The following is a 13,004-nucleotide window of genomic DNA, read 5'->3' as shown; positions in this document are numbered from 1 at the left end:
ATCAGCTCCACATTATCGGTTTTACCTATGTAAGTAATTAGTACTAGATTTATTGAATGGTTTTGACCAATATCATCAAATGAGAAAGAATTGACTGTAACTATTAAATGTCAGGCTACAATCTGAGAATATTGGATTGTAATCTTAAGAGAGTATTGTGAATGAAAAATGTAAACCCAACCCAAACCCTAGCCTGGAAGGCATTAGAAAACCATTTCTCGGTGATCAAAAATACCGAGATGAAAACACTGTTTGCTCAGGAACCATCACGCTTTGAGCAATTTTCAAAAACGTTTTCAGACCAAATTCTAGTGGATTTTTCAAAAAACCGTATTACGAAAGAAACATTAGAAAAATTGCAGGCTTTGGCTAAGGAATGTGACGTTAAAGGTGCGATAAATAGCATGTTTACGGGTGAAAAAATCAACCGTACTGAAGATCGTGCTGTATTGCATACTGCATTACGTAATCGTAGCAATACTCCCGTCATCGTTGATGGCAAAGATGTTATGCCTGAAGTTAATGCTGTACTGAATAAAATGAAAACATTCAGTGAGCGCATTATTAGTGGTGAATGGAAAGGTTATACAGGCAAGGCAATTACTGATGTTGTGAATATTGGTATCGGTGGTTCTGATCTTGGCCCTTATATGGTGACAGAAGCATTACGTCCATATAAAAACCATCTTACTATGCATTTTGTTTCTAATGTTGATGGTACGCATATCGCAGAAACACTGAAAAAATGTGATCCTGAAACGACGCTATTCCTTATTGCATCAAAAACCTTTACTACACAAGAAACCATGACAAATGCGCATTCAGCAAGAGATTGGTTCTTAGCCTCAGCTAAAGAAAGTGCATTTGTCGCTAAACACTTTGTGGCGTTATCCACAAACAGCACAGAAGTAGCTAAATTTGGTATTGATACTGCCAATATGTTTGAGTTTTGGGATTGGGTTGGTGGTCGTTATTCATTATGGTCAGCAATTGGTTTATCTATCGCATTATCTGTTGGTTATGACAATTTTGAGCAATTGCTGGAAGGTGCTCATGCAATGGATAATCACTTTAGAACAACAGATGCTGAAAATAACATCCCAATGATCCTCGCTCTGATTGGCATTTGGTATAACAATTTTTTTGGCACAGAAACTGAAGCGATTCTGCCATACGATCAATACATGCATCGCTTTGCGGCTTACTTCCAACAAGGCAATATGGAATCGAATGGTAAGTATATTGATCGTGATGGAAACAAAGTGAGTTATCAAACGGGCCCTATCATTTGGGGGGAACCGGGTACAAACGGACAACATGCGTTTTACCAACTGATCCACCAAGGTACAAAAATTATCCCTTGTGATTTTATTGCGCCTGCAATTAGTCATAACCCACTATCCGATCATCACGCAAAATTGATGTCTAACTTTTTTGCACAAACCGAAGCCCTCGCTTTTGGTAAAACGCGTGAGCAAGTTGATGCTGAATTTGCCACAGCAGGAAAAGATCCTAAGACTATGGGATATGTTGCCCCTTTTAAAGTGTTCGAAGGTAACCGCCCAACTAACTCTATTCTGTTAAAAGAAATTACGCCTTATTCATTAGGTGCATTGATTGCAATGTATGAACATAAAATCTTTGTACAAGGTGTTATTTTCAATATCTTCACCTTTGACCAATGGGGTGTTGAATTAGGCAAACAACTGGCTAATCGTATTCTTCCTGAATTAAAAGGTAAGGAAAGTGTTAACAGCCATGATAGCTCAACAAATAATCTGATTAATCGTTATAAAGCATGGCGTTAATCGAATAAACTGAATATAAGTAGTTGGTTAGATAGAAAGGAGGTTTTTATAACCTCCTTTGTTTTTTGATTAGTTAGTATTCAATCTGATTTTCTTTTAACGCTTTTTTAGATTATTTATGCGAAATGTTATCAGCTTTTAACTTCCCTTAGTCACATCATGATATCCTTACGCATCATGACTCATACTAGTTAGGATCATCAAAGCGTGATGATGAATAAATGTTCAAAAAATCAATAATTACCCCTGCACCTATCCATTGGCTACCTAGTGAGGAACATGCAAGTATTCAAGAAAGTACATTAAGTTGGTTAATGGAATTAGGCTCAATGACACGGCGATTTGAACAATATTGCCAAAAAGTCACCGTAATGCCTTATCAAGAAGGGTTTATTGACATTATTGAGCCCGCTGACGAAAGAGCGTGTTTACCCAAAAGTCAGCGTTATTGGTTAAGAGAAGTGGTATTGTGTGGTGACGATATTCCTTGGTTATTAGGGCGGACGTTAGTACCAGAAGAAACATTGACAGGCGAAGACAGAAAACTGGTCAATCTAAGAACCGTTCCACTTGGGCGTTATCTGTTTCAGGAAACAACATTAAGCCGTGATTTTATTCATATCGGGCAACAAAATGGGTATTGGCTACGCCGTTCTCGTTTCCAGCTTTCAGATAAACCTTTATTATTAACCGAGATGTTTCTACCTGCATCACCAGTGTATGAGAAGTAATTAGGGGGAGCTAAAATTGGAGGGAAGTATGACGCAAAGTAAATGGCAAGCATATAGCCGTTTAATGCGTATAGATAAACCTATCGGAGCGCTATTATTACTTTGGCCAACTTATTGGGCTTTATGGATTGCCGCTAAAGGTTTTCCTGATTGGCATATTCTGATTGTCTTTACTATTGGCGTGTTCTCTATGCGTGCCGCTGGGTGTGTAATAAACGACTTTGCTGACCGGAAAATTGATGGCAGTGTTGAACGAACTAAAAATCGACCATTACCTAGTGGAGCTGTGACAGAAAAAGAGAGCAAAATTCTATTTATCGTTTTGGTACTCTTGTCCTTTGCATTAGTTTTAACACTTAATACTATGACTATTTGGCTCTCTGTGGCAGGGCTTGCGCTGGCGTGGTTTTATCCTTTCGTTAAACGGTTTAGTAATTTACCCCAGCTTATTTTAGGTATGGCTTTTGGCTGGTCAATCCCTATGGGATTTGCTGCTGTTTCTGAAAGTTTGCCATTAGTGTGTTGGCTATTATTTCTTGTCAATATTGTCTGGTCTGTAGTTTACGATACACAATATGCCATGGTTGATCGTAATGATGATATAAAAATTGGGGTTAAATCTACCGCCATTTTATTCGGTCGTTATGACAAAATTATTATCGGTATTTTACAACTGGTGATGTTGGCATTATTAGTGGGTATCGGTATTTTGCTGAATCTGAAAGGTATCTACTACTGGTCGCTATTGTTAGTAACAGCGCTGTTTATTTATCAGCAGAAACTTATTGCAGAGCGTGAAAGAGCGCCGTGTTTCCAAGCTTTTATGAATAATAACTATGTTGGTTTTGTTTTATTTGCGGGCATTTTATTTAGTTATTTTTAACGGATCATAAGTGCTAAATGGTTCTCTACAATCGAGTAGAAACAAAAAGGGATAAGCAATGCGCTTATCCCTTTTCTATTTCGGTTATGGCTCTATTTACTGATTATTCATCAGCTTTAGGCTCACTTTTTTCGTCAATAGTTTGTACTGAATTGTTATCTTCAGTGATCCCCACGCTTTCAATGGTTAAGCGAATTTCTGGTGACATTAATTTTGCAATCACTTGGTAAAGAGCAGATGCATCTGCTTTTAGGATATCTTCATTATCATTGAGATACCCTTCTTCACGTAGCGTTGAAACTAAAGTAGAGAATACCGCTTTATCAAAGAACTCAGGTGCGTTGATACCATGCAAGACTGAAAGACGTTGTGCCAAGATACGGCTCTCTTTCTCCAATAATGCACGACTAATTTCGGGTGCAAAATTGAGTAAGGAGAGTGTAATACCATAGCGTTGTAATGTTTCTCTGACGCTGGCGGCTAAAAGCTGTAATGGACGAATACGCGCTGGGTTGATACGTAGTAAGCCATCACTATCAGAACAAATCAGGCGTTGACGGCACAATTCTGCAATCAAAGTATTAATGACTTCAGGGAGTTCTTCTTTCTCATAACGAATAAATAGTTCCGCTTTAATAAGAGGGAAGATTAGCTCAACTTGTTTCATTAAATCATCACGATGGATTTTTTCATGATGTAAGATGATGCTGGCAATTAATGACGGAGTGACCATTAAGTGGATTGTGTTATTACGGTAATAAGTCATTAATACCGCGCTTTCACGAGGAAGTACCACAATATCACCCAGACTGTCTTTTTCGACTTGGAATTTATCTGATTGTAGAGCGTGTTCTAATAAGGTTTCAGCATTTTTATCAGACACAATCATATCTGTCGAATAAGGCACATTGCGTAATAATTGCAGATAACAATCGACTTGCTCTAACAGTTGCTCTCTTGTGAGTGCGCGCTGACGTGATGCCAGCAAGGCTGTTGAAACAAGGTTGATCGCATTAATCGATGCTGCATTATTGATATGAACCATAATGTTATCAGCTAGTGCGCTTACTGCTGGGTTCAACCAACTTGGACGCTGTGGCTCAATGGGATCAATATCATCACGCCATTGTGGTACAGCCTGATTTAAGTATTGTACAACAGAAATCGGCTCACCAAAGTTCACATAGCCTTGACCAAGGTTACGTAATTTACGTAATCCTCTGACCATCTGCATAAAACCTTCTTTCTCTTTTGTTGCTCCACGTAACTCTTTGGCATAGGTTGCCACTTCCATTACGTGCTCATACCCAATGTAAATTGGAACAACAGAGATAGGGCGTGTTTCACCGCGTAACATGGCTTGTACCGTCATTGAAAGTGTCCCTGTTTTAGGATCTAACAATCGACCTGTGCGAGAGCGTCCACCTTCAACAAAATATTCAATGGAGTAGCCTCGTGTAAATAGCTCACCTAAATATTCGCGGAAAATGGTGGAGTAAAGCTTGTTACCTTTAAAGGTTCTTCGGATAAAGAATGCCCCTAAACGGCGGAAAATCGGACCTGCTGGCCAGAAGTTGAGGTTAATACCTGCCGCAATATGTGGGGGTACTAAACCTTGGTGATAAAGCACATAAGAAAGCAGCAAGTAGTCCATGTGGCTACGGTGACAAGGAACATAAACGATTTCATGCCCATCTTGCGCGAGTTTACGCACGCGTTCGGCATTATAAACGTTAATACCTTGGTAGAGCTTATTCCATGTCCAACTTAATACACGATCACTAATACGCACCGCTTCATATGAGAAATTAGCTGCAATTTCTTCCATGATATCAGTGGCATTTTTACGTGCTTTATCAAGTGAGATTTTCTTCGCTTTTGATTCATCTTCAATTGCTTTTTCAATGGCTTTCGATGAAAGCAATTTATTGAAGAGATCTTGGCGTGCTGGCAATTTAGGGCCAACTGCCGCTAAACGCTGACGTGAAAAATGGATACGCGCAACGCGAGCGAGTTTTCGAGCTATACTGGTGTCAGTGCCGTGTTCGTTCGCCATTTCACGCATTGATACAGTGGGTGAAAAACGAACAAAACTATCACGACCTAACCAGAGGATAGCGATAAATTTTTGGATACCGTTAAGCACACGTAAATGTGGAACACCATTATGGCCTTCACGACCTGGAGAGCGTCCAAACATCACAGAAACTGGCAACATCTCAATATCAAGATGTGGGTTATTACGATGTGCATCAAGATAAGCGTGGAATGTCTTCACGGAATCTTTTCGAGGATCGGGCGAGTAGTAACGGAATACTCTTGGGCCGTCATCAATAAAGACGTATGCAGGAAGTTTTGTTCCGCCTATTTCAATAGGTTGCAGTGGATCTGGCAATCCTAATGATAGACATTGCTGTCTTAAAGTCAGTAAGTCCGCCTTGGAATGATAAGGCAGAACATAAAGAAAAGATCGCGACGTATCTAATCCTAATTCAGTGATAGGGTTAGTCGGAACTCGTTTGCTTTTTACCAGTAATTTTAGTGGTAAATTCAATGTGTTATAATATAGTTTACGCCAAGCTGACATAAATAGTTGTAGCCTCTTATTAGCAATACTTCGAAAGCATAACAGAAAGTCTTTCGTAGATCTGTGGTGCTGTGACAATATTAATAGAGAAAAGTGGCAAAATAATCGTTTGTTTTCGATAGAGTTTATTATGGCTAATCAAAATAAAGGTCTTACCCGAATCATTAAAGCTGGTGGCTATTCATACAAAGGCATTCGTGCCGCTTGGATTAATGAAGCCGCTTTTAGACAAGAAGCTATTGTGACCTTGGTTGCAATTATCCTTTCATTTTTCATCGATGTCAGTGGTCTAGAGCGCATTTTACTCATTGGTTCCGTTGTGTTGGTTGTGATCTTGGAACTGGTAAATAGTGCAATAGAAGCCGTTGTCGATCGAATTGGATCTGAATACCACGAATTATCTGGACGTGCAAAAGATATGGGTTCTGCCGCCGTTCTGATTGCTATTATATTGGGATTATTTACTTGGGTAACCATTCTTTGGGGGCATTTCTTCGCATAAAGTTAAAAAATTCGATTTTTGTCGAAAAATAATCCAAAGATGCGTGTTTTATATTCATTTGAGGTTTCAAATCGTCATATACCTGTATATACTCACAGTCTGACTGTATAAACAAACAGGGGGCGGAATGAAAGCATTAACTGCAAGGCAGCAGCAGGTTTACGATTTGGTTCGTGATCACATTTCGCAAACGGGTATGCCACCAACACGGGCTGAAATAGCTTCCCAACTTGGGTTTCGCTCACCAAATGCGGCAGAAGAGCACTTAAAAGCTCTTGCTCGTAAAGGTGTGATAGAAATTGTCTCTGGTGCATCCAGAGGTATCCGTTTGCTAATGGAAGAAGAGCCAGAAGGATTGCCATTAATTGGGCGAGTCGCAGCTGGTGAACCACTTTTAGCGCAAGAGCATATTGAAAGCCATTATCAAGTTGACCCAATGCTATTTAAACCAAGTGCAGATTTTTTATTGCGCGTTAATGGTATGTCAATGAAAGATATCGGTATTATGGATGGCGATTTACTTGCCGTGCATAAAACGCAAGATGTTCACAACGGGCAAGTTATTGTGGCTCGTATTGAAGATGAAGTGACAGTAAAGCGCCTTAAGAAAAGCGGTAATAAAATTGAACTTCATGCAGAAAACCCAGAATTTTCACCTATTATCGTCGATTTACGCGAACAAAACTTTACTGTGGAAGGTTTAGCAGTCGGGGTTATTCGTAACGGTGAATGGCTGTAATTTGTACCAAAGTAAGTCAACACAACTTATTTTATAAAGATGCAGATGATGTGTAAAAGCACAAAATCATCTGCATTTTTTATTTTTTAATTTGTATAAAAAAACACCACTGCACTACAAATGTAATTACAATATGATGAGTTTTAATTATGGAGGTGTTTATGACAACAATACAAGTTAGAGTAGACGATGAGCTAAAAAAAGAAGCTTATCAAGTATTTGAAAAAATGAACCTGTCTCCTTCAGATGCTATAAGATTGTTTCTACGTTATGTTTCTGAAAATGAAAAGTTACCTTTCTCTGAAGTTTCTGTCGTTGTTGGTGAACAAGATGAAGATGAGGATATTTTAGCTGTTGTACGTGAGCGTTTGAAGAAACCATGTAAACGTATAAGAGTAAATATTGATGATCTTTAATATTGAGTTTGATAAGCGTGCATTAAAAGAATGGTAGAAACTCGATCAAAGCATTAAAGAACAATTTAAAAAGAAATTAAAAAAATTACAGGAAAACCCTTATATAGAGTGAGTCTGCTCGCTTAAAAGGTTATCTCTCGGGTTGCTATAAGATTAAATTACGAGCATCTGGTTTTCGATTGGTTTACCAAATCATTGATTCAGAAGTCGTTATTTTAGTTATTGCTATTGGTAAGCGTGAAGAAAGTAAAGCGTATTCATTAGCTGAAATGAGAATTCAAAAGTAGAACACGTATTAGCCAGCATTTAGCTGGCTTTTTGTATTTTATAAGCTTAACGAGGCTTATAGTCACCGGTTTTTTTCTGCTTAAGATTATCATCCATACTGTGATCATGATGACAACCTTCAGGATGAGTACACTCTTGTGCTTCGTGGCACTGTGAACATAATCCATGAATTTCGATTACGCTATGTCGTAAATGAAATCCACTCTCTTGTGCCAGTAATGAAATAGAATTTTCGATTTTATGGCTATTTTTTTCAGTGACAGATAAACAACGGTCACAAATTAGCATTACTGATGTGTGTTCAACATCATCAAAATGATGACAAAGTACATAGCTGTTGGTGGATTCTATTTTATGGATAAATCCTTGCTCAAGTAAAAATTCTAATCCACGATAAACCGTTGGCGGTTTTGCTTGTGGTTCAACTTGGCGTAGTAAATCCAATAAGTCGTATGCGCTGATAGCAGAAGGTTGCTGCACTATCAGACGCAATACTGCCAGACGTTGTGAAGTCAGGCGAACACCTCGTTTCTGGCAGATCTTTTCTGCCTGAGCGAGCAATTTCTCTTCATTCATGGGGATCAGATGCTCTCAGACGTTGTTAATGGCGCAGATCTTACCATATTTTTTGAAAGCAAACCTTTGTGTAAAGTGGGGTTTTGTGAAAATAACTTTTCATAGTGTTCTGCATGATCATCAACAAAAAACCCAGCCTAAGCTGGGTTAATTTTTTAGATGGTTTTAAGATAATTTTTTCTGAAACTAGGTTTCAGGTGACCGTTAAAACGGAATATCGTCATCAAAATCCATTGGTGGTTCATTGTTTGGCGCTGGTGCTGCTGCAGGTTGTTGTGCAGGACGAGATTGTGCGCCACCGCTAAATTGTTGTGATGCTTGTGGCTGTTGTGGTTGACCCCAACCGCCTTGGCCACCTTGTGAAGGTGCGCCATCTTGACCACCACGGCCGCCTAACATCTGCATTGAGCCACCGATATTGACCACAACTTCAGTGCTATATCTGTCTTGACCGCTTTGGTCTTGCCATTTACGTGTCTGTAATTGACCTTCGATATACACTTGTGAACCTTTACGCAGATATTCGCCTGCAATTTCTGCCAGTTTGCCGAAAATTACCACACGGTGCCACTCGGTTTTTTCTTTCATTTCACCGGTTTGTTTATCGCGCCAGCTTTCTGATGTTGCCAGTGTCAGGTTTGCAACTGCACCACCACTTGGCATATAACGGATTTCTGGATCCTGCCCTAAATTACCGATAAGAATAACTTTGTTTACGCCTCTGCTCGCCATGTGCGGTACTCCTGCGAAAGTAAATTTTTTGAAATCATAAGCGAATAAGTTTATCACGTACGCTAAAATTTGAATATGACGCGTGATGAATTTCTCATTTGTGAACATTGTCGAAATTTTTTTGTCTCAAAATGACAGGTTTTCATCGTCATTCAATTTCACTATATATACTGTATATCCATTCAGTTAACTTTGTGTCATAATTATCCGATTCTTTCTTTTTCGGCGACTCTCTCAATCCGGGATATGTTCATGGATAAAATCGAAGTACGGGGCGCTCGCACCCATAATCTAAAAAATATCAATTTGGTCATTCCCCGCGATAAACTTATTGTTATTACGGGACTTTCTGGCTCTGGTAAATCCTCTTTAGCCTTTGATACGCTTTATGCAGAAGGACAGCGACGCTATGTTGAATCGCTTTCTGCCTATGCTCGTCAGTTTCTTTCGTTAATGGAAAAGCCTGACGTTGATCACATCGAAGGTTTGTCTCCCGCTATTTCGATTGAGCAGAAATCTACGTCGCATAACCCGCGTTCGACTGTGGGAACGATTACAGAAATTCATGACTACCTACGGCTCTTATTTGCACGCGTTGGTGAACCTCGCTGTCCTGATCACGATATTCCATTAGCCGCTCAAACAGTTAGCCAAATGGTTGATAATGTACTTGAGCAGCCAGAAGGCAAGCGCTTAATGCTGTTAGCGCCTGTGGTGAAAGAGCGTAAAGGCGAGCATATTAAGTTACTCAATAATCTTGCTGCCCAAGGTTATATTCGTGCGCGTATTGATGGCGAAGTGTGTGATCTTTCTGATCCGCCGACATTAGAATTACAGAAAAAACATACCATTGAGGTGGTGATTGACCGTTTTAAAGTGCGTGACGATCTCGCCCAACGTTTAGCAGAATCTTTTGAAACAGCATTAGAACTTTCTGGTGGTACTGCTGTTATCTCTGATATGGATGATAACAATGCAGATGATATTATTTTTTCTGCAAACTTTGCCTGTCCTGTTTGTGGTTATAGCATGAGCGAGCTAGAGCCTCGTTTATTCTCTTTTAATAACCCTGCTGGGGCTTGCCCAACTTGTGATGGTTTAGGTGTTCAGCAATTTTTTGATCCTGAATTAGTGATCCAAAATAGAGAGATTTCTCTTGCTGGTGGTGCAATTAAAGGATGGGATCGCCGTAACTTCTATTATTTCCAAATGCTTCGCTCATTGGGTGAACATTACCATTTTGATGTTGAAGCGCCGTTTGATTCGTTACCAGATAATATTCAAAAAGTCATTTTAACGGGTTCAGGCAAAGAGAATATTGAATTTAAATACACAAACGATCGTGGTGATGTTGTTGTTCGTCATCATCCTTTTGAAGGCGTATTAAATAATATGGAACGCCGTTACCGCGAGACAGAATCAAGCGCGGTACGTGAAGAACTTTCTAAGTATATTAGTAATCGTCCTTGTGCTTCTTGTGGTGGTACGCGTTTACGCCGTGAAGCGCGCCATGTGTATGTTGAAAATACTACATTACCTGAAATTGCAGATTACAGCATTGGTCATGCGATGACCTTTTTCCAAAATCTCAAGCTCAGTGGTCAAAGAGCAAAGATCGCAGAAAAAGTCTTAAAAGAGATTGGTGATCGACTTAAATTTTTGGTCAATGTAGGCTTAAATTACCTCACACTTTCTCGCTCGGCTGAAACCTTGTCAGGCGGTGAAGCGCAACGTATCCGCTTAGCCAGCCAGATTGGTGCTGGATTAGTTGGCGTAATGTATGTCTTGGATGAACCTTCAATTGGGTTACATCAACGAGATAACGATCGTCTACTTGAAACACTGATCCACTTACGTAATTTGGGTAATACGGTGATCGTTGTTGAACATGATGAAGATGCTATTCGTGCAGCAGATCATGTTATCGATATTGGCCCAGGCGCGGGCGTTCACGGTGGTGAAATTGTTGCTCAAGGTACGCTTGAAGATATCATCAATAATCCGAATTCATTAACAGGCAAATTCTTAAGTGGTGAACGTCGTATTGCTATTCCAGAGCAACGCGTTCCAGTTGATCGTGAGAAAATGCTGACGATTTTAGGTGCTAAAGGTAATAACCTAAGAAACGTAAATCTGAAATTACCCGTGGGTTTATTTACCTGCATTACGGGCGTTTCAGGCTCAGGTAAATCAACGTTGATTAACGATACGTTATTCCCTATTGCACAACGCCAATTAAATGGTGCTACAAATAGTGTTCCTGCACCTTATTTAGACGTTGAAGGTTTAGAGCATTTCGATAAAGTCATTGATATTAACCAAAGCCCGATTGGTCGAACACCTCGTTCAAATCCAGCAACTTATACAGGGGTATTTACACCTATTCGTGAGTTATTTGCGGGTGTACCTGAATCGCGTACTCGTGGTTATACGCCAGGTCGTTTTAGTTTCAACGTAAAAGGTGGTCGTTGTGAGGCTTGCCAAGGTGATGGCGTAATAAAAGTTGAGATGCACTTTTTGCCAGATGTTTATGTACCTTGCGATCAATGTAAAGGTCAGCGTTATAACCGTGAAACCCTTGAAATAAAATATAAAGGGAAAAACATTCACGAAGCGTTGGATATGACCATTGAAGAGGCGAGGGAGTTCTTTGATGCTGTGCCAGCGCTGGCTCGTAAGTTACAAACATTGATTGATGTTGGTCTTTCTTATATTCGCTTGGGGCAATCAGCAACGACTTTATCGGGTGGTGAAGCACAGCGAGTTAAGTTAGCAAAAGAGTTGTCAAAACGTGGTACGGGACAGACGCTTTATATTCTTGATGAGCCTACAACAGGGCTTCACTTTGCTGATATTGAGTTGTTACTTGAAGTACTTCATCAATTACGTGACCAAGGTAATACCATTGTTGTTATTGAGCACAATCTTGATGTGATCAAAACAGCGGACTGGATTGTGGATCTTGGCCCTGAAGGCGGAAGTGGTGGCGGTCAAATTTTAGTGTCAGGCACACCAGAGCAAGTCGCAGAGTTTGAAGGCTCACATACTGCAAGATTCTTAAAACCAATCTTAGAGCGCGGTTATTAAGAGCACACCGCTTATTCCCTTATGATCTAAGCGCTACGAACAATAAACCCTTTACGGTTTGTAGCGCACTTTCTTCAAGAAAAGTAAATCCATGGGATATGATAGAATTTAATTCTATCGAAAAAAGTATTCTCTTTGGGTTATACACTTCCTTATCTATTTTTATCTTATTAGCCACCTATTTTTATAAAAAACAGATCAAATGGTTAATTGTGCTGTTTAGTAACAGTATTTTAACCAAATACGAGATAACAAAGCTAAATAGAAAGGATTATCATAGTATATCGTGATAGACAGCACAGTTTATTTGGTGATTTGTTTCAATTGTTATACTTGACTATTATTGTATAACAATAGTTATTTTTCATTATTAATCAATTATTTATTTGTTTATAAAGGTTGCAATAGAGGGAAGGTTATTATTTACTATGCTCTTTGAACAGATAATCCTATTTTTCTCCTTACGATAGAATTTTTTTCCAAATCATTTCGGGCTATCACGATTTATAACAACTTTTTTCTCCGTAATATTCCCTATCATTTACCCATAATAAATAATACCTGCAAAGAGTAAGGCTATTTCGACATCGCAATGTTAGATAGACTTTTTTTACCCCCAAAAATTCGTTTTGCTATTAACAATTACAATATAAAA

The 13,004-nt window shown here is 39.3% G+C and carries 10 protein-coding genes and 1 pseudogene; 8 read left to right on the top strand and 3 right to left on the bottom strand.

Annotation, left to right across the window (positions count from 1 at the left end; all coding sequences use genetic code 11):
- The first annotated feature begins 161 nt into the window (after positions 1-161).
- The 3 genes from pgi to ubiA all read left to right on the top strand — a co-directional run bounded on the left by pgi (position 162) and on the right by ubiA (position 3,422).
- Positions 162-1,808, top strand: a complete 1,647-nt coding sequence (pgi, locus tag JEP36_RS12660) for a glucose-6-phosphate isomerase (RefSeq protein ID WP_198630296.1) — start codon at positions 162-164, stop codon at positions 1,806-1,808.
- A gap of 221 nt (positions 1,809-2,029) precedes the next feature.
- Complete coding sequence (gene ubiC, locus JEP36_RS12655) at positions 2,030-2,539, top strand: chorismate lyase (RefSeq protein ID WP_023583078.1); 510 nt, start codon at positions 2,030-2,032, stop codon at positions 2,537-2,539.
- 28 nt (positions 2,540-2,567) lie between these two features.
- Positions 2,568-3,422 carry a 4-hydroxybenzoate octaprenyltransferase gene (gene ubiA, locus JEP36_RS12650; protein WP_088494414.1) on the top strand — a complete coding sequence of 285 codons (855 nt, stop codon included), beginning with the start codon at positions 2,568-2,570 and terminating at the stop codon, positions 3,420-3,422.
- Positions 3,423-3,525: 103 nt separating this feature from the next.
- On the opposite strand, the gene plsB is transcribed toward ubiA, so the two are convergent.
- Entirely contained in the window at positions 3,526-6,009 is a 2,484-nt protein-coding gene (gene plsB, locus JEP36_RS12645) for a glycerol-3-phosphate 1-O-acyltransferase PlsB (RefSeq protein WP_109373156.1), read from the bottom strand.
- A gap of 130 nt (positions 6,010-6,139) precedes the next feature.
- On the opposite strand from plsB, the gene JEP36_RS12640 reads away from it, so the two are divergent.
- The 4 genes and pseudogenes from JEP36_RS12640 to JEP36_RS12625 all read left to right on the top strand — a co-directional run bounded on the left by JEP36_RS12640 (position 6,140) and on the right by JEP36_RS12625 (position 7,953).
- Positions 6,140-6,511 carry a diacylglycerol kinase gene (locus tag JEP36_RS12640; RefSeq protein ID WP_006536373.1) on the top strand — a complete coding sequence of 124 codons (372 nt, stop codon included), beginning with the start codon at positions 6,140-6,142 and terminating at the stop codon, positions 6,509-6,511.
- A gap of 127 nt (positions 6,512-6,638) precedes the next feature.
- Positions 6,639-7,250: a transcriptional repressor LexA gene (lexA, locus tag JEP36_RS12635; protein ID WP_109373157.1), complete on the top strand. Its 612-nt coding sequence runs from the start codon at positions 6,639-6,641 to the stop codon at positions 7,248-7,250.
- 161 nt (positions 7,251-7,411) lie between these two features.
- Positions 7,412-7,666 (top strand): type II toxin-antitoxin system RelB/DinJ family antitoxin, encoded by a 255-nt coding sequence (locus tag JEP36_RS12630; protein WP_023583073.1) that lies wholly within the window; start codon positions 7,412-7,414, stop codon positions 7,664-7,666.
- A pseudogene (locus JEP36_RS12625) lies at positions 7,656-7,953 on the top strand (type II toxin-antitoxin system RelE family toxin). Before JEP36_RS12630 ends, JEP36_RS12625 begins: the two are co-directional and overlap by 11 nt.
- Before the next feature lie 46 nt (positions 7,954-7,999).
- On the opposite strand, the gene zur reads toward JEP36_RS12625, so the two are convergent.
- Positions 8,000-8,530, bottom strand: coding sequence for a zinc uptake transcriptional repressor Zur (gene zur / locus JEP36_RS12620; RefSeq protein ID WP_109373158.1), 531 nt, complete (start codon positions 8,528-8,530; stop codon positions 8,000-8,002).
- A 204-nt stretch (positions 8,531-8,734) separates the two neighbouring features.
- On the bottom strand, positions 8,735-9,262 hold the full coding sequence (ssb1, locus tag JEP36_RS12615) for a single-stranded DNA-binding protein SSB1 (protein ID WP_088494417.1): 528 nt from the start codon (positions 9,260-9,262) through the stop codon (positions 8,735-8,737).
- A gap of 252 nt (positions 9,263-9,514) precedes the next feature.
- Between ssb1 and uvrA the strand changes: the two genes are divergently transcribed.
- On the top strand, positions 9,515-12,349 hold the full coding sequence (gene uvrA / locus JEP36_RS12610) for an excinuclease ABC subunit UvrA (RefSeq protein ID WP_198620615.1): 2,835 nt from the start codon (positions 9,515-9,517) through the stop codon (positions 12,347-12,349).
- Positions 12,350-13,004 lie beyond the last annotated feature (655 nt).

This window comes from Proteus sp. PR00208 (assembly GCF_016238545.1).
Taxonomy (GTDB): domain Bacteria; phylum Pseudomonadota; class Gammaproteobacteria; order Enterobacterales; family Enterobacteriaceae; genus Proteus.
Note: the sequence above shows the minus strand (reverse complement) of the source record. Positions and strands in the feature narration are given on the sequence as shown.